This window comes from Pseudaestuariivita sp., from assembly GCF_052825805.1.
Map to the genome: position 1 here is coordinate 93271 of NZ_JBRBVB010000003.1, position 19994 is coordinate 113264.

The following is a 19994-nucleotide window of genomic DNA, read 5'->3' on the forward strand; positions in this document are numbered from 1 at the left end:
TGCAACGCTAGCAAGGAAGACCGGGCGTGCAAGGTTTCAGGAGTGTGTGGACAGGTGACCTTGCGAGAGGTCCCCGCTTCGGACGTCAAAGCAGGCTTTCAAGCAGCTTGCGTGTGTTCTCTTCGGTCATCTCAATGGGATTGCCGCCGGTGCTGGGGTCGATCAGGGCGCCTGCGACCACGCGGTCCACGTCGACGTTTTCCAGACCCAGCCCCGCGAGCGAAGTCGGGATGCCGAGCCGGGCATTCAAACCGTCGACATAGGCGCAGAAGCCGTCGAAGCCGTCCTCGATCCCGAGGTATGCCGCCGCGCTGGCGAGGCGGTCCGTGATGGCGGGTTTGTTGAACTGCAAAACCTTCGGCATGCAGACCGCGTTCGTCGTGCCATGGTGCGTGTGGTAGATCGCGCCGATCGGGTGCGAGAGGGCGTGGATGGCGCCGAGCCCTTTCTGAAAGGCCGTTGCGCCCATCGCGGCGGCTGACATCATCTGCGCGCGTGCCTCGAGGTCCGTGCCGTCGTCATAGGCGCGCGGGAGGTACTCCTTGACCAGCCGCATCCCCTCGAGCGCGATCCCCTGGCTCATCGGGTGGTAATGCGGCGAGCAGAACGCCTCCACGCAATGCGCAAAGGCGTCGAGCCCGGTGCCGGCGGTGATGTGTTTCGGCATGCCGACGGTCAGCTCGGGATCGCAGATCACGACGGCGGGAAGCATCTTGGGGTGGAAGATGATCTTCTTCTCCGCCGTCTCCGAGTTGGTGATGACCGAGGCGCGCCCCACCTCCGAGCCGGTGCCCGCCGTGGTCGGGACCGCCACGACCGGCGCGATGGCATCCGCGTCGGCACGGGTCCACCAGTCGCCGATGTCCTCGAAGTCCCAGAGCGGGCGCGACTGGCCGCCGTGGAAGGCGATGACCTTCCCGAGGTCAAGGCCCGATCCGCCGCCAAAGGCGACCACGCCGTCATGGCCTCCGTCGAGATAGGCTTTCACTCCGGCGGCGGCGTTCTTTTCGTTCGGGTTCGGGTCCACCTCGGCAAAAAGCGCACGTCCGAGGCCCGCCTCTTCGAGCAGGTCGAGGGTGCGGGTGGTGATCTCCATCCCCGCGAGGCCCTTGTCGGTGACGAGCAGGGGCTTGGTGATCCCGGCAGCGGCGCAGGCGTCCGCGATCTCGGCGATGCGCCCGGCGCCGAACCGGATGGCGGTGGGGTAGGACCAGGTTCCAGTCAGGCTCATATGTCAGGCTTTCTTGAGGTGGTAGGATTTCGGCCGCGTCACGTTGTGATAGCCGATGACCGAGAGGCCGCCGCCGCGTCCGGTGTCCTTGCACCCGGTCCAGCAGAGCGCTGGGTCGAGGTAGTCGCAGCGGTTCATAAAGACGGTGCCGGTTTCGATGCCGTCGGCGATACGCTCGGCACGCGCGACGTCGCGGGTCCAGACAGAGGCGGTGAGGCCGTAATCGCTGTCGTTCATCAGGCGGAGCGCTTCGGCGTCGTCTTTGACCGGCATGATGCCGACGACGGGGCCAAAGCTCTCCTCCCGCATGACGCGCATGTCGTGAGTGACGCCGGTGAGGATTTGCGGGGTGAGGTAGGCGCCGCCGTCGTCGGCCTCCATCCTTGCGATGTGGGTCTGGGCGCCTTGCGCCACGGCCTCGTCGATCTGGCTGCGCACGAGATCGGCAAAGCGCACTTGCGCCATGGGTCCGATGTCGGTTGTTTTTTCGAGGGGGCTTCCGAGGGTGTAACCCTGAACGATGGCGACGGCTTTTTCGAGGAAGGCGTCAAAGAGGGGTTCGGCCACGTAGATGCGTTCGATCCCGCAGCAGCACTGGCCGGAGTTGAACATGGCCCCGTCGATGAGCGTTTCGGCAGCGGCCTCCACATCGGCGTCGTCGCAGACATAGCCGGGGTCTTTCCCGCCAAGCTCGAGCCCGAGCGCGGTGAAGGTTCCGGCAGCTGCCTCCTCCATCGCCTTTCCGCCGCCGACGGAGCCGGTGAAGTTCACCATCTGGAAGGCGCGGGAGGCGATCAGGTGCGAGGTCGTGGCGTGGTCAAGGAAGAGGTTCTGGAACACGTGCTCCGGCACACCTGCTGCTTGAAAGGCCTGCGCGAGGCGTTCGCCCACGCGCGGGGTTTGCGAGGCGTGTTTGAGCACGACCGCATTGCCCGCGATCAGCGCCGGGGCGACCGTGTTGATCGCGGTCATGTAAGGGTAATTCCAGGGTGCGACGACCAGCACGACGCCGTGCGGGACACGTTTGATCACGCGGCGGAAGCGCTCCGAGTCCTCGACCACGATGTCGGCGAGCGCCTCGTCCGCGATCTCCGCCATGTGGAGGGCGCGTTCCTCGAAGCCGCCGAACTCCCCGCCGTAGCGGATTGGCCTTCCCATCTGCCAGGCAAGCTCCGGCACGATCTCGTCGTTCATCGCGCCGATGCGGGCGACGGCGTCTTTGACCAGTGCGATGCGTTCAGCGCGCGGACGGGCAGCCCAAGCGGGTTGCGCTGACTTGGCGCGCGCGGCAGCGGCTTCGGCGTCTGATTGCGAGAGCACGGGGCGTTCGGCGTAGATCGAGCCGTCGAGGGGGGAGATGCAGCGGATCATGTCAGGCCCTTTCAAAGCCGCGCGCGACTTCGTAGTCGGTCACGATGCGGTCGAACTCTTCCTGCTCCCACTCGGCGCAGCGGGTGTAGTGGTCGATGACGGCGTCACCCATGGCGGTGCGGAGCATCTTGGAGCCTCGAAGGGTCTCGGTCGCAGCGCGGAGCGAGCGCGGGATTTCAGTAGCATCACCTGCGTCATAGACGTCGCCGCTGATGGGCGGGGCCAGCTCCAGCTTTTCCTCGATCCCAGCGATCCCTGCGGCCAGGAGGGCGGCCTGTGCGAGGTAGGGGTTGAGGTCGGAGCCACCGATCCGGCACTCGATCCGCACCGCCTTGGTCCCGTCGCCGCAAAGGCGGAAGCCAGCTGTGCGGTTGTCCACGGACCAGACGGTCTTGGTCGGGGCAAAGGTGCCTTTGGCGAACCGTTTGTAGCTGTTGATGTAGGGCGCGAGGAAGGCGGTGTAGTCGGGGGCGTATGTCACAAGCCCGGCCACATAGTGCCGCATCAGGTCCGACATGCCGAGCTCGCCGCCTTTGTCGTGGAAGGCAGGCGCGCCGTCTTTCCAGAGCGACTGGTGCACGTGGCTCGAACTGCCGACCCGGTCATGCGCGTATTTCGCGAGAAAAGAGGCGGCGTGCCCCTCCTGCCAGGCGATCTCCTTGATCGCGTGCTTGGCGATGGTGTGGTGATCAGCGCAGGCGAGCGCGCCCGCGTATTTGATGTTGAGCTCTTCCTGACCCGCCTCCGCCTCGCCCTTGGTGTTCTCGACGGGGATCCCGGCGTCATAGAGGTGGTTACGCACGCGGCGCATCACGCTCTCTTCCTTGGTGGTCTGGAGGATGTGGTAATCCTCGTTGTAACCGCTGATCGGCGCGAGATCGCGGAAGCCGCTGCGGCGGATGTCGTCAAAGGACTTCTCGAAGAGGAAGAACTCGAGCTCCGTCGCCATCATCGGCGTCAGGCCCAGCGCGTCCAGCCGTGCGATCTGTGCCTTGAGCATCTGGCGCGGCGCGTGCGGGACGGGTGCATGGGTGTGGTGGTCGAGGATGTCGCAGAGCACCATCGCCGTGCCTTCGAGCCAGGGCGTCGCCCGGATGGTCGAAAGGTCGGGCGCCATGATGTAGTCGCCGTAACCCTGCTCCCAGCTCGACGCGGCGTACCCTTCGGGCGTCGCCATTTCGAGGTCGGTGGCCAGGAGGTAATTGCAGCAATGTGTTTCCTCGAAGGCGCTCTCGACGAAGTGGCGCGCGTGGAAACGTTTGCCCATCAGCCGCCCCTGCATGTCGGGGAAGACCGCCAGGACGGTGTCGATGCTGCCGCCGGAGACGGCGGATTTCAGGGAGTCAAAGCTCATCGACATGGGCGGGTCCTTTGGTCTTGGTCGCAGTTGTCCCGGACCTAGTCCGGGACCTCGAGACGGTGTGAAAGCCGCGAGGTCCCGGGTCAAGCCCGGGACGGGTAGGTCTTGGGTGGTCGTGGTCCCGGGTCAAGCCCGGGAGGGTGGGTCTTGGGTGGTCGAGGTCCCGGGACAAGGCCCGGTACGGTCGCTTACGTGTAGCGGTAGGGGCGCCCGGCCTTTTCCATGTCCGCGTTGTACTTTTTGAAGATCTCGACAACCTTGGCCTTGGTCGGGCTTTCGGCAGCGATCTCGTCCCAGAAGACGCGGGCGGCGGCCTCGACCTGCGCCCATTCTTCGTCCGGGATCGAGGTCAGCTCCATCTTGGTGCCGTTGACGCGCAGGTTGGCCTCCCCGCCCCAGTACCACCACTGGCGGTAGTAGTGCGATTGGTCGCAGCAGACGCGGAAGAGGGTCTGCATGTCTTCGGGCAGCTCGTTCCAGCGGTCCATGTTGGCAAAGAAGGACCCCGCCCAGGCACCCGAGATGTTGTTGGTGAGGAAGTAGTTCGTCACGTCCGCCCAGCCGACAGTGTAGTCCTCGGTGATGCCGGACCAGGCGATGCCGTCGAGCTCGCCGGTTTGCACGGCGACTTCGATGTCTTCCCAAGGCAGGTTCACCGGCACGACGCCGAATTGGCTCATAAAGCGCCCGGCGGTCGGGAAGGTGAAGACACGCTTGCCTTCGAGGTCGGCGAGGCTGCGGATCGGGTCCTTGGTGGCAAAGTGGCAGGGGTCCCAGGCGCCGGCGCTGATGTGCTTGACCCCGACGGCGGAGTATTCTTCGTCCCAGATCTCGTTGAGGCCGTATTGGTTAAAGAGCACCGGCACGTCGAGCGAGTAACGCGAGGCGAAGGGGAAGTAGCCGCCAAAGACGGTGACTTCGGTGGGCGAGGCCATGGAGTCGTCGTCCGACTGCACCGCGTCGATCGTGCCGCGCTGCATCGCCTGGAAGAGCTCGCCTGTGGGCACCAGCTGGTCGGCGTAGAAGAGCTCGATCTGCATCTTGTCGCCGGCGATGGTGTTGAACATCTTGATGGCCGGGTCGATCACGTGCTCGGCGAGTGCCGCGCCTGCGTAGGTCTGCATCCGCCAGCGGATGGTCGATTGTGCCAGCGCCGGCGCCGCGAGCGCCGCGGCGGGTGCCAGGGCCGCGCCCTGAAGCAGCTTTCTGCGTGTGGTCATCGTATCGTCTCCTTGTTGAAAGTTGTTTGGGTGGGACCGCCGGTTGGGTCCGGGGTCGGGTGATGCTCGAATATCTGTCCGGTGAAGAATGCCTCTCCGACCCTTGGCCGGACTGCCCCCGACCGCCCCCATGGGCGGGGCAAGCCCCCACCCGCGGTCCGGGGCGCACTTTACTCAAAAGGGAGAGCTCAGTTGCCATACACCAGCTCCGGCAGCCAAAGCGCGATCTGGGGGAAGGCCATCACCAGCGCCAGCGCCCCCACCATCACCAGCACAAAGGGCGTGATCGAGGCGTAGATGTCGCGCAGCGAAATCTCGGGCGGCGCCATCGCGCGCATCAGAAAGAGGTTATAGCCAAAGGGCGGCGTCATATACGCGATCTGCGTCGTGATCGTGTAGAGGATGCCGTACCAGATGAGGTCAAAGCCCAGCGCCCCGACTAGCGGCACATAAAGCGGCGCGACGATAACCAGCATGGCGGTGTCGTCGAGGAAGGTGCCCATAAGGATAAAGCTCAGCTGCATCAGGATGAGGATCATCCAGGGGCCGAGGCCCAGCTGCTCGGTAAAGAGGCTCTCGATGGCCTTCACCGCGCCCAGCCCGTCAAAGACGGCGCCAAAGGCAAGCGCAGCGAGGATGATCCACATAAACATGCAGGTGATGCCCAGCGTCTTGCGGACCGAGTTCTCGAATACTTCGCGGGTCATGCGCCCCTTGAGGACGGCGGCAAAGAAGGCGGCGAGCGCCCCGATGGCGGAGCTTTCCACGAGCGACGTCCAGCCGTTCACAAACGGCACCATCATCACCGCAAAGATCACCAGCGGCAGCAGGCCCGCGCGCAGGAGGCGCAGCTTTTCGGCGCGCGGCATATCGCGGTCTTCGGCAGCAAGCGCAGGACCGAGGGCAGGATTCCACCGACAGCGCAGGGCGATATAGGCGATGAACAGCGCCGCCATCATCAGCCCCGGGATCACCCCCGCCAGCCACAGCTGACCCACCGGTTGCCGCGCGATCATCGCGTAGAGCACCAGCACCACCGAAGGCGGCACCAGGATCCCGAGCGACGAGCCCGCCTGGATCACCCCCGTGACCATCCGCTTGTCGTAGCCGCGTTTGAGAAGCTCCGGCAAAGCAATCGTCGCGCCAATCGCCATGCCCGCCACGCTCAGCCCGTTCATGGCCGAGATCAGCACCATCAGGCCAATCGTGCCAATCGCCAGCCCCCCGCGCAGCCCGCCCATCCAGACGTGGAACATACGGTAGAGATCGTCGGCAATCTTACTTTCGGACAGCACATAGCCCATGAAGATGAACATCGGCAGCGTCAGCAGCGGATACCACTTCATCAGCTTCATCGCGGCGGCAAAGCCGAGGTCATACCCGCCCCGGTCTCCCCAGAGGAGCAGCGCTGCGACCACCGCGACGAACCCGATGGCGCCAAAGACGCGCTGTCCGGTGAGCAGCATCAGCATCATCGAGGAGAACATGAGGGTGGCGATCAGCTCGTAAGGCATCAGGCGGGCGCCCCCTCTTCCTCATCCCAGACGCCCTTGAGGCGCAGGACATCCTTGAAGAACTCCGAGAGGCACTGGAGGAACATGAGCGTAAAGCCGACGAGCATCACCAGCTTGATCGGCCACATATAGGGACGCCACGCAGAGGAGGAGCGCTCGAGCCGCCCCACCTCTTCGGTCCCTACGGCGACGCCGAGGAGGTACTGCAAAGGCGTGTCCTTCCAGTAACCCAGCGAATAGGCGGTCGAGGCGATCGCGCCGTAGATCAGCACCCCGATGTAAAAGAGCAAGAAGCACACGGTGAAGAGGTCGAACCACGCCTTGCGCCGCAGAGACCAGCCTCCGTAAAGCAGGTCCATCCGCACATTCGATCCCATCTGGATCGCGTAGGGCCCGCCGAGGATGTAGTAGGCGACCATCGCGAACTGCGCCATTTCCAGCGTCCAGAGGGACGGCAGGAAAAAAGTCTTGCTGATCGAGGACCAGAGCAGGATCGCCATCAGCACGAAGATCCCGTACATCACGACGCGCCCGATCCCGTAGTTGAGACCGTCCACCGCCCGGATATAGCCGCGCATCAGGCCGAGCATCGGACCTCCTCGAGCTGCGCCAAGGCGCCTTCGATCCAGGTGGCGAGCCGTGCGCCCATGGCGGTTTGCGCGGCCTCGTCCGGCACCAGATCGTTGCGCACCTCAAGCATGACGTTCAGGTGCCCGCCCGGCAGCGCATGGGTTTTGAGCGTGTGCGTGACGCCATGTTCGGGGCCGTACGGCGCATTGCGCTCGACCCGGTAGCCACCCAGCGGCGCGGCCAGCAATGCGTCCGCCAGCCGTGCATCCGTGTCATGCAGGACCCCGATCTCCACCGGCCGCGGCGTGCCGTGATAGACCGGCGTAAACGTGTGGACCGTGATCAGGACCGGAGCGGCATGCGCCGCCATCTCTGCCGCGACCGCCGCCTTGAAGGGCGCGTAGACCTCGGCCACCCGCGCGGCCTTCTCGGCGTGCGACAGGCTGGCATTGCCCGGAACGCGCACCGCCTCGGACTGCGCTGGCATCGCGTCAGGCGCCTCAGGCGGACGGTTGCAATCATAGACCAGGCGCGAGACGCGCGATGCGATCAGCACCCCGCCCAGCGCCTGCGCCAAGGTCACCGCCATCTGCCGCGCGCCCGGGTCCCAGACCGCGTGGCTGAGGCGGTCCGTTTCGCTGAGGCCAAGCCCGTGGTACCTTGCCGGAATGTCGGGGCTGGCGTGCTCACACACCACAACCAGACCGGCGGAGTTTGGCGCGGGGAGACGCTCGACACTGGAGCCGGCCTGGTTGGGCGAGGGAGAACTCATGGCATCACCATTCCCCCAAGGGTTCGGCAGCAGCTCCCATCTGTCAACGATTTTGTGAAATTTTTACCACAAATCAGATTTTCTGGTATATTTCTAATCAACAAGGAGAGGCGATGCCCGAGGCGACACAGACCATCTCAGACCGTATCCAGGCCGGGCTCGACGGGTTCACCCGGGCCGAGAGGCAGCTGGCGCACTCGATTCTCGAGAACTACCCTGCCTCCGGCCTCGGCCCGCTGGCGGCGCTCGCCAAGGCCGCGGATGTGTCGGTGCCAACGGTCGCACGCATGGTGCAAAAGCTGGGCTACAAGGGCTACCCAGAGTTCCAGGCCGAGCTGCGCAGCGAGCTGCAGGCCCGCGCCCAGAACCCCATTGCCAAGCACGAGACCTGGGCGGAGGCCGCGCCCTCCGAGCATATCCTCAACCGCTACGCCAACGCCGTGATCGGCAACATCCGCACCACACTCAGCCACATCGACCCGGCGGCCTTTGACCGGGCAGCAGGGCTCATCGCGGATCCGAACCGGCACCTCTATATCGCGGGTGGACGCATCACGCACACGCTGGCCGAGTACCTCTTTCTCCACATGCAGGTGATCCGCCCGAACCTGACGCAGGTGCAGGCGACCTCCCACGCCTGGCCGCATTACCTCCTGAACGTCACCAAAGGCGACGTGCTCGCCGTGTTCGACGTGCGCCGCTACGAAAGCAACACACTCAAGCTCGCACGCATGGCACACGAGCGCGGCGCGGTGCTGGTCCTCTTCACCGACCAGTGGCGCTCCCCGATCAGCCAGATCGCAGACATCACCTTTTCGACGCGCATCGTGGTGCCGTCGGCGTGGGACTCGGGTGCGGCAAACCTCTTGCTGGTCGAGACACTCATTGCCGCCGTGCAGACGCAAGGCTGGGAGAACACCCGCGCCCGGATGGAAGAGCTCGAGGACATGTTCGACGACACCCGCCTCTTCCAGAAATTCACTTGAGGCGCACGCCGGTCCCCGTTGACCTGCGCCGCTGCGCGCATTACCCCGCGCGGCACCTCTCAACTCCACCTTCGGGACCCGCTCCACCATGGCACGCAAGCGCAAGGGCCGCGCCCTCTCCGGCTGGCTGATCGTCGACAAACCGGCCGGGATCACCTCCACCGCCGTCGTCAACAAGGTCCGCTGGGCGCTGGAGGCGCAAAAGGCAGGCCACGCCGGCACGCTCGACCCCGAGGCGACAGGCGTGCTCGCCGTGGCGCTCGGCGAGGCGACCAAGACGGTGCCCTACGTCACCGACGCGCTCAAGGCGTACACCTTCACCGTGCGGCTCGGGCAGGCCACCAACACCGACGACGCCGAAGGCGAGGTGATCGCCACCTCGAACATGCGCCCCACGGACGCCGAAATCGTCGAGGCGCTTCAGGGCTTTGTCGGTGAGATCACGCAGGTCCCGCCCAAGTTCTCCGCCGTCAAGATCGACGGGGAGCGCGCCTACAAGCTGGCCCGCGACGGCGAGGACGTGACCCTCGAAGCCCGCCCGCTCTGGGTGGAAGAGCTGGTGATGCTCGACCGACCCGACCCCGACCACGTCGTGCTCGAAATGACCTGCGGCAAAGGCGGCTACGTCCGCGCCATCGCCCGCGATCTGGGGGAGGCGCTCGGCTCTTTCGGCCACGTCCAGTCGCTCCGCCGCATCTGGTCCGGCCCGTTCGAGGCCGAGGGCGCCATCACTTTCGACCAGATCGAGGCCCTCGCCCGCACGCCCGAACTCGACACGCACCTCCGCCCGCTCGAAGACGGCCTCGGCGAGCTGAGCCAGGTGATCTGCCCCGACGCCTCTGTCTCTCGTTTGCGCAACGGAAATCCCGCCATGGTCATCGCCACCGAAGCCGAGTACGGCGACACCGTCTGGGCGGCGCACGAGGGCCGCGCCATCGCCATCGGCACGTACAAGGCCGGTGAGTTGCACCCCACCCGCATCATCCACCAGGCATGACGGTCACCCGCGCCTTCCAAAAGGGCGACGCCGCCTCGGTGGCCGTCTACTCGGACTGCGAACGCTACCGCTACGCCCTCACCCGGGTCTGGGACCCGGCCGGCGCGCGCGTGACATTTGTCATGCTCAACCCCTCTACCGCGACCGAGGCGCAGAACGATCCCACCGTCGAACGCTGCGAACGCCGCGCCCGCGCGCTCGGATACGGCGCGTTCCGCGTGGTCAACATCTTTGCCTGGCGCGACACCGACCCCCGCGCGATGCGCGCCGCGCCCGATCCCGTCGGACCCGAAAACGACACCGCCATCCTCGCCGCCTGCCGCTGGGCGCAGGATGTGGTCGCCGCATGGGGCACCCACGGCGCCCATCTGCAGCGCGGACCGCAGGTCGAGGCACTTTTACGCAAATCCGGCATAGCTTTGTCGCACCTCGGGTTAACCAAGGACGGACATCCCAAGCACCCGCTTTACATCGGATACACGGTCGTTCCCGCCCCCTGGCCCGCCTGATCGCAGGCCCCTGCCGTTAACCATTGGCTCGAGATGTTCTTGCTTTGATCCTCACGCCCGGCGACAAGACCGCGGGGGCCTGAGCTTGAGGCAGGGTCATGTTAATTCTGGCAGCATTGCTGGGCGCCGTCGCCGTCGGCAGCCTTGTGATTACGGGTGACGGCGACGACGAGGACGCTGACGAAGAGGCGCAACGCAACCAGGATGACCTCGACCAGATCGGGGAAACCAGCATCCGGGAAACCGATGTGCCGGACAGCGTCCTATCCTACGCGACCGCGTCACCCTCTCCGACGGAGGCGGATACCGGCGGCGGCCTTGCCGGAACTGTCCAATCGACCTCGTATTCCGACCCTGAGGTCTCTAACGAGGAAAGCTCGGAGCATACCGCATCCGAAGACAGCGGAACGGGTGATACCGCCCCCGGCTGGGGAACTCCCGAAACGGACGAGGCCGAAGACCCCGCCGAGCCGCGCAGCCTCACGGTCGGCACCGACACCTCCGACATCCTCTCCGGCACTGGCGAGGGTGAAGACATCTTTGGCGCCGCCGGGATGGACCAGATCAACGGCTACGCAGGCGACGACTTCATCAACGGCGGGGAGGGCATGGATTATCTCTTCGGCGACGAGGGTGACGACACGCTCAGCGGCGACATCGGCGACGACACGCTGCACGGCGAGGAAGGCGACGACCTCCTCCTCGGCGGTGACGGCGATGACGACCTTTTCGGTCACATTGGCGACGACGTCCTGCGCGGTGGCGACGGCAACGATTCGCTGCAGGCCGGCTCCGGCGACGACCTTCTGGACGGCGGCACCGGCGACGACGCGCTGCACGGCCACGACGGCGACGACACCCTGAGCGGAGGCAGCGGCGAAGACACGCTCTTTGGCGGCGACGGCAATGACCTCGTCACCGGTGACGACGATGCGGAGTCGGACTTTCTCAACGGCGGCGAGGGTGACGACACGTTGATCGCCGGCGCCGGCGACATCCTGACCGGAGGCAGCGGCGCGGACACCTTTGTGATCGGATCGGACGCCGCCCCCGTGCAAGTCATCGACTTCGAGGACGGCGTCGACACGCTCATGCTCGATTTCAGCCAGGTCTCGGACGCCGGCGACATCTCGGTCTCGCAACTCGAGAACGGCACCGCCGAAGTGCGCTCCGGCTCCGTGCTGATCGCGACCGTGCAGGACGCCCCGACACTGACCTCGGACGACGTCATCATCGTCGGACCCGAAGGGGCAGCGGCGCTCCCGGCGGCCTGACACGGAACGCGTCACCCGAGGCCAGAAAATCCGTTGGCGGCGAAAAGGCGTTGCATTTCCCGCCACGATCTCTATTCGGCTCCGGTGCGCCGCGATCCGGCGACGCGCATCTCCACGGGCCTGAGCTGGACGACATCCCGGCCTGCGCCATAACCCTAGCTTTTAAGGAGGCCCCGATGTCGATCACTGCCGAAGAAAAAGCCCGCGTGATGAAGGAATACGCAACCAAGGAGGGCGACACCGGTTCGCCCGAAGTCCAGGTTGCCATCCTGACCTCGCGCATCGTGACGCTGACCGAGCACTTCAAGACCCACAAAAAGGACAACCACTCCCGCCGTGGTCTGCTCAAGCTCGTCGCCCAGCGCCGCAAGCTGCTCGACTACCTCAAAGGCAAAGAGGAAGCGCGCTACCGCGACCTGATCAAGCGTCTCGGCCTGCGCCGCTAAGCGTATGCACCAAAATTTTCAAGCGGCCGTGCCTGACCAAGGCGCGGCCGTTTTCATTTTGGGCTGCTCAGTTTGTATCGCCTATCGCAGGTCCGCGCTCGAAGGCGGTGGACTGCAACCCTCTAGGCGTGCCGCAAACGCGCCGCGCAATGCGACGACCAGAACACTGCCCAGGCCGTAAAGCCGGCCAGTTTCAGCAAGTCTTCCATCGCGTAAGAGGACTCGCCGAGGATTTCGAGGTCCGCCACCACCGACAAAGCCAGGAAAACGAGTGCCGGCAACAACCCGGCGATGTGGCGCGGTCCCCAGCCCCGCCACGCAAGCCCGACCACCCACAGCCCCATCGCGGCGTAGAGCGCGAGGAACACTTCCTCCGGCAGACCCAGCGCCGCGGGCAAAACCCGCTCGTGCAACAGGAACTGGTCATCGAGGCACAGCACCACGTTCAAGACTGCGAGCAGGATCAAGAGACCACGCCGGTCCGGCACGAGCCGCGCAGTGAAGGCCGCAATTCCGGCGGTCACGGCCAGCAGCATGACGCCGAGAAACGTCACCGAGCCCGCAAGCACCGGCAAGTCGTAAGCCGCCGCCGCATCACGCAGCACATCGCCCGAGCTCATGCCTTGCGCCTCGCCCCACTCGACAAGCACGCCGCCAACGGCCGCGCCGAGCACGCCAAGCCCAGTCGCCAACAGTGGGCCGATACGCGGCGGAGAGGATTGTGGGGTCAAGGCGGGTCTCCTGATCCGAGTTTGAGGTCCTTCGGGGTGTGCCACACAGGCGGGCACACCGCCAGTGCGCCTTGGTTGACGGTCCTAAAAAGGTCGTGTGGACTACTCAAATGATTTCCCGCACACCGCAACAGCTTGCCATCCTCGGCGTCTGCGTCCTGCTCTTTGCCAGCGGGCAATTCCATCGCGCCGCGGGGGGCGTTCTGGCGCCGATCTGGGCGCAAGAATTCGCGCTCGACCCGGCGCGACTGGGGCAGGTTATCGGCGTCGTGTTCCTAGCGACCATTGTGGCGCAAGGTCCGGTGGGCGCCGCGCTTGACCAGTTTGGCCCGCGCCGGGTGCTGCCCCTGTCGATGCTCTTTCTCGCGGTGGCCACGCTTGGCTGCATTGCGGCGGAGGGCTATGCCAGCCTGATGGCGGCGCGGATCGGGATCGGTATCGGGCTCGCGTCGACCGGGATCGGCATGTACCTTTTGATCGCCCGGCATTTCGACGCGGCGGAGTTCGGCTACCTCAACGGCCTGATGGTCACGCTCGGCGGCATCGGCGGGTTGGCGGCGACCTACCCGCTCGCAGAGCTGATCGCGCGGCTAGGGTGGGTCACGGTGTTTGTCGGGCTCGCGGGTGTCACGGCCCTGCTCGCCGGTCTGATCGCAGTCGTAACGAGGCCCGGCGCGGAAGAGGAGGCAAGCCGCAAGGCCGCGCCAGTGTCCTATCGCGCCGTGCTCGTGGCACCCGGCTTGCCGCTGCTGCTGGCGCTCTCGGTGGTGACCTACGCGCCGATCGTGACGCTGACCGGGCTTTGGGGCGGGCCGTATTTCGCAGACGTGCACGGGCTGACGTTGCAGCAGACGGGCGCGATTCTCTTTTTGCTGTTTGCGGCGACCATGGCGGCGGGCAGCGTCTTTGGCTGGCTCGACAAGCGCGGCACGGACCGGCGCCTGGTCGTGGCAGGCAGTGCTGCCCTGTCGGCAGCCGCGCTTGGCGGGCTGGCGCTTGGGGCAGGCGGAACGGCCTTAACCGCAGCAGTGTTGATGGCAATCAGCGTCTTTGCGCAGCAGTTTTACGTGCCGCTCCTCGCCGAGCTCAAGGAGCGCGTGCCGGACGCGGCGCTTGGCCGGGCGAGCGCGCTTTTCTCGATCCTGGCGGTCGGGGCGATCCCGGCGATGCAGACGCTCTTTGGCGTGCTGCTGGACTGGAGCGGCGGCTACGCCGTGCCGTTCGGAGCGATGGCGCTCTGCCTTACGGCGGCGAGTGCGGCCATGGCCGCGCGCGGATAATCCGTTTCCCTTCCTGCAAAAAATCGGATAAGCGCGCCGCATCTGAGACGTAACGCACCGGTCCCGCGCTCAGGCATAAGGACAGGGACCGGCGGCAATGGGGCCGCCATTTCAATGGAAGACCCGGGACCGCCCGGGAGCACTTCCAAACAGGATGACATGATGTTCAACGAAGTGAAGAAAAGCATCCAGTGGGGCGAAGAGACGCTCACGCTGGAGACAGGCAAAGTTGCGCGCCAGGCCGATGGGTCGGTGATCGCGACGCTCGGCGAGACCTCGGTGATGGCCAACGTCACCTTCGCCAAGAAACAGAAAGAGGGTCAGGACTTCTTCCCCCTCACTGTGCATTACCAGGAAAAGTATTACGCGGCGGGCAAGATCCCCGGCGGGTTCTTCAAGCGTGAGGCGCGCCCCACCGAGAAAGAGACCCTGACCGCGCGTCTGATCGACCGCCCGATCCGTCCGCTGTTCGTGGACGGGTTCAAGAACGAAGTGCTCGTGATGTGCACCGTGCTGAGCCACGATCTGGTCAACGACCCGGACATGGTGGCGATGATCGCGGCCTCGGCGGCGCTGACGCTGTCGGGCGCGCCCTTCATGGGTCCGATCGCGGGCTGCCGCGTGGGTTTCGAGGATGGCGAGTACGTTCTGAACCCGACCGTGGACGACATGCAGGACTTGCGCCTGAACCCCGAGCAGCGGCTTGATCTCGTTGTCGCGGGCACCAAGGACGCGGTGATGATGGTCGAGTCGGAGGCCTACGAGCTGACCGAGGAAGAGATGCTCGGCGCGGTGACTTTTGCCCATGCGCAGATCCAGCCGGTGATCGACCTGATCATCGATCTGGCCGAAGACGCCGCCAAGGAGCCGTTCGAGTTCGACGCGCCGGATTATTCGGAGCTCTACGAGGCGGTCAAAGCGGCGGGCGACAAGGACATGCGCGCGGCCTTTGCGATCACCGACAAGCAGGAGCGCACCAGCGCCGTGGCAGCGGCTCGCGACACGATCAAAGCCGCGCTGAACGAAGAGCAGCTGGCCGATGCGAACCTCGGCTCGGCGATGAAAAAGCTCGAGGCCGGCATCCTGCGCGGTGACGTGGTCAAGGGCGGCAACCGGATCGACGGGCGCGCGACGTCTGACGTCCGGGCCATCGTGGCGGAAACCGGCATGCTGCCGCGCACCCACGGCTCTGCGCTCTTTACCCGCGGTGAGACGCAGGCGCTGGCGGTGACCACGCTCGGCACCGGCGATGACGAGCAGTTCATCGACGCGCTCCACGGGAACTTCAAATCGAACTTCCTGCTGCACTACAACTTCCCGCCCTACTCGGTCGGTGAAGCGGGCCGCGTGGGCCCTCCGGGTCGCCGCGAGATCGGTCACGGCAAGCTGGCGTGGCGCGCGCTGCAGGCGGTTCTGCCGGCGCCGACGGACTTCCCCTACACGATCCGCATCGTGTCCGAGATCACCGAATCGAACGGCTCGTCCTCGATGGCGTCGGTCTGTGGTGGCTCGCTGTCGATGATGGACGCGGGCGTGCCGCTCAAGGCGCCGGTGGCCGGCGTTGCGATGGGCCTGATCCTCGAAGATGACGGCGACTACGCGATCCTGACGGACATCCTGGGCGACGAGGATCACCTCGGCGACATGGACTTCAAGGTTGCGGGCACCGAGAACGGCATCACCTCGCTCCAGATGGACATCAAGGTGGCCGGGATCACACCCGAGATCATGGAGAAGGCGCTGGCGCAGGCCAAGGACGGGCGGATGCACATCCTCGGCGAGATGAACAAGGCGCTGAGCTCGACCAACGAGTTCTCGGTCCACGCACCGCGCATCGAGACGATGAACATTCCGACGGACAAGATCCGCGAAGTCATCGGCTCGGGCGGCAAGGTCATCCGCGAAATCGTCGAAGTGTCGGGCGCCAAGGTCGACATCAACGACGACGGCGTGATCAAGATCGCCTCGCCCGACGGAGAGTGCATCAAGAAGGCGTACGAGATGATCCATTCGATCGTCGCGGAGCCGGAAGAGGGCCAGATCTACGACGGCAAGGTCGTCAAGATCGTGGACTTCGGCGCCTTCGTGAACTTCTTTGGCAAGCGCGACGGTCTGGTGCACGTCAGCCAAATCGAGAACCGCCGCCTCAACCACCCCTCGGATGTTCTGAAAGAGGGCCAGGAGGTGAAGGTCAAGCTGCTCGGTTTCGACGATCGCGGCAAGGTGCGCCTGTCGATGAAGGTCGTCGACCAGGAGACCGGCGAAGAGATCGCGCCGGAGAAAAAGAAAGAAAAAGCCGAGGAGTAAATCCCGGTTTTGGAAACAATCAGCTACGGCCGGACCCAAAAGGGTTCGGCCTTTTGCGTTTGAGTGCCAAATGTTCGCAAAATCTTGTGGATATCACGAACTTGTCACTCCCCTTAGGTGTTGGCATCGTGAACAATGTCGCCGGGACAGGAGCTGCCAGATATGCTGAATCGCCGAACTTTCATTTCGACCCTCGCCGCGAGCGCTGCTGCTCCGATGGTGGCGGGCGCCTACACCGTGCCGGACGCGCACATGCCGATCATCGTGCCGATCAAGGGCGAGTTTGCGCCCGGTGAGATCCATGTCGATCCGGGTCAATTCTCGCTCTACTGGACGATGCCGGGCAATCGCGCGCTGCGCTATGCCGTGCGCGTGGGCCGGGGCGATCTCTATGAGGCGGGTGAGTTCACCATCGGCGCCAAGAAGGAGTGGCCTAGCTGGACCCCGACACCCGACATGATCGAGCGCGAGCCTGAGAAGTACAAGCAGTACGAAGACGGGATGCCGGGCGGGCCGGACAATCCGCTGGGTGCGCGCGCGCTCTACCTCTTTGTGCCGGGTCGGGGGGACACCTTCCTGCGCATCCACGGCACGCCGCAGCCCTGGACGATCGGCTCTGCTGTGTCGAACGGTTGCGTGGGTCTGGTGAACCAGCACATCGAGCACCTCTACAACCGGGTGCCGAAAGGCACGCGCGTGGTGCTCTACCCCAAGCCGCCCGGGCTCGGTTAAAAGGGCTGGGGTAACGCGGGATGGGTGCGAGCACCCATCCTATGGAGTTTGGCGCTGAAACGTAGGATGGGTGGTTCCACCCATCCTGGCCGTCACCCGGGAAGTTTCGTCATCCGCAGGTAGGGCAGTTTGGCGTCGAAGTCGCCGAACTTGGCCTTGGCATCGTCGTTCGACACGGCGGGCGGGATGACGACATCCTGACCCAGCTCCCAGTTTGCAGGGGTGGCGACGCCATGCTTGGCCGCCGTCTGCAGCGCGTCGAGCGCCCGGACGATCTCGCCAAAGTTGCGCCCGATGGTCATCGGATAGGTCATCGACAGCTTGAGCTGCTTGTCGGGCCCGATGATGAAGACCGAGCGCACAGTTGCACTATGGGCAGGCGTGCGCCCGTCGGGCAGGTACGCCTCCGCCGGGAGCATGTCGAATGCCTTCGACACTTCGAGCACCTCGTCAGCGATGATCGGAAAGCCTGCGGTGGCAGAGGCGTAGCCCTCGATGTCGCCTTTCCACTTCTTGTGGTCCTCGACCCCGTCCACGGAGACTCCGATGACCTTGGTTCCGCGCTTGTCCCATTCCTCCGCGAGCTGCGCCACGGCGCCGAACTCGGTCGTGCAGACGGGCGTAAAGTCCTTAGGGTGGGAAAAGAGGATCGCCCAGTGATCCCCGATCCAGTCGTGGAACTGGATGGTCCCCTGATCGGTCTCGGCGGTGAAATCGGGCACCACGTCGTTGATGCGCAAAGCCATGTTCGTCTCCATCTGGCTGCAAGCCAACCGCTTGCTCTGCTGCTACAGGTAGGGCAAGGCTGGCGGCGTTAAAAGAGGACGCGCGATGACGATCCTTGATCTCGCGCTGCGCGGATCGCGAAGCCTGTGCTGATCTACGGCAGTCTCATCACCCTGGCATGGCCGGTGGTTGCGGTGCTGGCGCTGGTGCGTGTGCTCCGCGGGCAGGAGAGCTGGCGCGATTTGCGGCAGCGCCTAGGGCGTGTGCCGGGTGGGGCGTTTGACCTCTGGGTGCATGGCGCCTCGAACGGGGAGCTTGCCTCGGCAGAGGTGGCGCTGCGCGCGCTGCGCACGCGGTACCCGGAGCAACGCTGGCTGATCACGGCGAATACGGTGACGGGGCGCGCGTTGGTGGAGGGCTGGGACCTGCCGCGCACCACCTGCCGCCTTGCGCCAGTCGATGCCCGGTGGGCGTCGCCCACCCTACCGCGCAGACCCACGGCGCATCTGACGCTCGAGGCGGAGCTCTGGCCGCACCGCTTGCGGGCGATGAGAACGGTCGTGCTGGGCGCACGGCTGTCGGAAAAGACCGCGCGCGGGTGGAGCCGCATCCCGGGTCTCGCCAGCCGCGTCTTTCCAAAGCTGGCGCTGGTCGTGCCACAGGATGCCGGCTCTGCCGCGCGCTTTGCGGAGCTAGGCTTGGCACCCGAAGCGATGACAGAACCGCTTCAGCTCAAGGCGCTTTACACGCCCAAGACGCGTGAGGCGCCGGCTGTGATCACGGACGCCGCGCCCCGTTCGCAGGTCTGGCTCGCCGCCTCGACCCACCCGGGGGAGGAGGAGATCGTGCTGGATGCGCACCTTCTCCACACGCAACGCCACCCCGGTGCGCGGCTGATCCTGGCGCCGAGGCACCCAAAGCGGGCAGCGGAAATCGCCGAGATGGTGGCCAGTCGCGGCCTCAGCTTCGTCACGCGCAGTTCGAGCGCCGCACTGGGATCGCCAGACGTGCTGCTGGCCGACACGATGGGAGAGATGGACCTGTGGTACGCCGCCGCCGCCGTAACCTTTGTCGGGGGCAGCCTCGCGCCGCGCGGCGGGCACACGCCCTTTGAGCCGGCAGCGCACGGCAGCGCGATCCTGCATGGGCCGGACACTGCCAATTTTGCCGAGACCTACGCCGCGTTGCAGGCTCAGGGTGGCGCGAGAGAGGTGACCGACGCCGAGGCGCTTGCGGAAGCGCTCGACCACCTGTCGGACCCGGCGCAACGCACCGCGCAAGTCGCCCGGGCGGAGGCGGCCCTGCGCACCTCTCTCGACCCGGACAGCCTCGCGGAGCAGCTGAGCACGGCGCTCTTTGGCGACACCGGGTCCACACCAAATGCCTGAAAAATAGCCATTCGCGCCGGATCCCTTCCCATTTGCGACCTGATGCCGTATCTTGTGGAAAACTCGAGGCAGGCACACCACATAAAACCGATGAAGCAAATTCCCCTCAACCTGCGCGCCGTGCACAAATCGGATATCCGGACGCAGTTCGCTGCGCTCTGCTACCGTGTGCAGCAGGACAAGGTTCAGGTGCTGCTCATCACCAGCCGCGAGACGAAACGGTGGATCCTGCCCAAGGGCTGGCCGATGCACGGCAAGACGCCCGCCGAATGCGCCGCGACCGAGGCGTGGGAGGAGGCCGGCGTCATCGGCAAGCCGCTCGAGCGCTGCATCGGGATTTACTCCTTTCACAAGGCGTATGACACGTCCGAGGACCTGCCCTGCATCGGGCTCGTCTATCCGGTGCGCGTCAAACGCATGGTCGACGACTTCCCGGAAAAGGGGCAGCGCTCGCGCAAGTGGCTGACCCGCAAGAAGGCCGCCGCGCGCGTCGACTCGCCCGAGCTTGCCGCGATCCTGCGCAATTTCGATCCCGCGGCCCTGCGCGCCTGAGACCTCTTGCACTCAAGGCGGGCGTGAC

Annotated in this window: 19 protein-coding genes; 10 read left to right on the plus strand and 9 right to left on the minus strand. The window is 65.4% G+C overall.

Features of this window, described 5'->3' with window-relative positions; genetic code table 11:
• Positions 1–85: 85 nt before the first annotated feature.
• The 7 genes from ACU0B3_RS04820 to ACU0B3_RS04850 all read right to left on the minus strand — a co-directional run bounded on the left by ACU0B3_RS04820 (position 86) and on the right by ACU0B3_RS04850 (position 8038).
• Positions 86–1231 carry an iron-containing alcohol dehydrogenase gene (locus tag ACU0B3_RS04820; protein WP_446259692.1) on the minus strand — a complete coding sequence of 382 codons (1146 nt, stop codon included), beginning with the start codon at positions 1229–1231 and terminating at the stop codon, positions 86–88.
• A gap of 3 nt (positions 1232–1234) precedes the next feature.
• On the minus strand, positions 1235–2602 hold the full coding sequence (locus ACU0B3_RS04825) for an aldehyde dehydrogenase family protein (RefSeq protein ID WP_446259693.1): 1368 nt from the start codon (positions 2600–2602) through the stop codon (positions 1235–1237).
• 1 nt (position 2603) lies between these two features.
• Positions 2604–3962 (minus strand): glutamine synthetase family protein, encoded by a 1359-nt coding sequence (locus ACU0B3_RS04830; protein WP_446259694.1) that lies wholly within the window; start codon positions 3960–3962, stop codon positions 2604–2606.
• 188 nt (positions 3963–4150) lie between these two features.
• Positions 4151–5182 carry a TRAP transporter substrate-binding protein gene (locus tag ACU0B3_RS04835; RefSeq protein ID WP_446259695.1) on the minus strand — a complete coding sequence of 344 codons (1032 nt, stop codon included), beginning with the start codon at positions 5180–5182 and terminating at the stop codon, positions 4151–4153.
• A 188-nt stretch (positions 5183–5370) separates the two neighbouring features.
• On the minus strand, positions 5371–6696 hold the full coding sequence (locus tag ACU0B3_RS04840; protein ID WP_446259696.1) for a TRAP transporter large permease: 1326 nt from the start codon (positions 6694–6696) through the stop codon (positions 5371–5373).
• On the minus strand, positions 6696–7286 hold the full coding sequence (locus ACU0B3_RS04845) for a TRAP transporter small permease subunit (protein ID WP_446259697.1): 591 nt from the start codon (positions 7284–7286) through the stop codon (positions 6696–6698). Before ACU0B3_RS04845 ends, ACU0B3_RS04840 begins: the two co-directional genes overlap by 1 nt.
• The gene (locus ACU0B3_RS04850) at positions 7274–8038 is read right to left on the minus strand and encodes an N-formylglutamate amidohydrolase (RefSeq protein ID WP_446259698.1); all 765 of its coding nucleotides are present in this window, start codon (positions 8036–8038) and stop codon (positions 7274–7276) included. The genes ACU0B3_RS04845 and ACU0B3_RS04850 overlap by 13 nt, the downstream gene beginning before the upstream one ends.
• A 113-nt stretch (positions 8039–8151) precedes the next feature.
• On the opposite strand from ACU0B3_RS04850, the gene ACU0B3_RS04855 reads away from it, so the two are divergent.
• The 5 genes from ACU0B3_RS04855 to rpsO all read left to right on the plus strand — a co-directional run bounded on the left by ACU0B3_RS04855 (position 8152) and on the right by rpsO (position 12250).
• Complete coding sequence (locus ACU0B3_RS04855) at positions 8152–9024, plus strand: MurR/RpiR family transcriptional regulator (RefSeq protein ID WP_446259699.1); 873 nt, start codon at positions 8152–8154, stop codon at positions 9022–9024.
• 88 nt (positions 9025–9112) lie between these two features.
• Positions 9113–10021 carry a tRNA pseudouridine(55) synthase TruB gene (truB, locus tag ACU0B3_RS04860; RefSeq protein WP_446259700.1) on the plus strand — a complete coding sequence of 303 codons (909 nt, stop codon included), beginning with the start codon at positions 9113–9115 and terminating at the stop codon, positions 10019–10021.
• Positions 10018–10530: a DUF1643 domain-containing protein gene (locus tag ACU0B3_RS04865; protein WP_446259701.1), complete on the plus strand. Its 513-nt coding sequence runs from the start codon at positions 10018–10020 to the stop codon at positions 10528–10530. The genes truB and ACU0B3_RS04865 overlap by 4 nt, the downstream gene beginning before the upstream one ends.
• Positions 10531–10628: 98 nt before the next feature.
• Positions 10629–11804 (plus strand): calcium-binding protein, encoded by a 1176-nt coding sequence (locus tag ACU0B3_RS04870; protein ID WP_446259702.1) that lies wholly within the window; start codon positions 10629–10631, stop codon positions 11802–11804.
• 176 nt (positions 11805–11980) lie between these two features.
• Positions 11981–12250, plus strand: a complete 270-nt coding sequence (gene rpsO / locus ACU0B3_RS04875; RefSeq protein ID WP_446259703.1) for a 30S ribosomal protein S15 — start codon at positions 11981–11983, stop codon at positions 12248–12250.
• A gap of 122 nt (positions 12251–12372) precedes the next feature.
• Here the strand turns inward: rpsO and ACU0B3_RS04880 are convergent, their stop codons facing one another.
• A complete protein-coding gene (locus ACU0B3_RS04880; RefSeq protein WP_446259704.1) occupies positions 12373–12981 on the minus strand; it encodes a hypothetical protein in 609 nt (202 codons plus the stop codon).
• Positions 12982–13091: 110 nt separating this feature from the next.
• On the opposite strand from ACU0B3_RS04880, the gene ACU0B3_RS04885 reads away from it, so the two are divergent.
• The 3 genes from ACU0B3_RS04885 (at position 13092) to ACU0B3_RS04895 (ending at position 17300) form a co-directional block, all read left to right on the plus strand.
• On the plus strand, positions 13092–14261 hold the full coding sequence (locus ACU0B3_RS04885) for an MFS transporter (protein ID WP_446259705.1): 1170 nt from the start codon (positions 13092–13094) through the stop codon (positions 14259–14261).
• 162 nt (positions 14262–14423) lie between these two features.
• Positions 14424–16568 (plus strand): polyribonucleotide nucleotidyltransferase, encoded by a 2145-nt coding sequence (gene pnp, locus ACU0B3_RS04890; protein ID WP_446259706.1) that lies wholly within the window; start codon positions 14424–14426, stop codon positions 16566–16568.
• 162 nt (positions 16569–16730) lie between these two features.
• Positions 16731–17300 carry a L,D-transpeptidase gene (locus tag ACU0B3_RS04895; RefSeq protein ID WP_446259707.1) on the plus strand — a complete coding sequence of 190 codons (570 nt, stop codon included), beginning with the start codon at positions 16731–16733 and terminating at the stop codon, positions 17298–17300.
• A 92-nt stretch (positions 17301–17392) separates the two neighbouring features.
• Here the strand turns inward: ACU0B3_RS04895 and ACU0B3_RS04900 are convergent, their stop codons facing one another.
• Positions 17393–18046 carry a peroxiredoxin gene (locus ACU0B3_RS04900; protein ID WP_446259708.1) on the minus strand — a complete coding sequence of 218 codons (654 nt, stop codon included), beginning with the start codon at positions 18044–18046 and terminating at the stop codon, positions 17393–17395.
• Positions 18047–18172: 126 nt separating this feature from the next.
• Between ACU0B3_RS04900 and ACU0B3_RS04905 the strand changes: the two genes are divergently transcribed.
• Positions 18173–19414, plus strand: a complete 1242-nt coding sequence (locus ACU0B3_RS04905; RefSeq protein WP_446259709.1) for a 3-deoxy-D-manno-octulosonic acid transferase — start codon at positions 18173–18175, stop codon at positions 19412–19414.
• Positions 19415–19504: 90 nt separating this feature from the next.
• Positions 19505–19966, plus strand: a complete 462-nt coding sequence (locus ACU0B3_RS04910) for an NUDIX hydrolase (RefSeq protein WP_446259710.1) — start codon at positions 19505–19507, stop codon at positions 19964–19966.
• Positions 19967–19994: the final 28 nt, after the last annotated feature.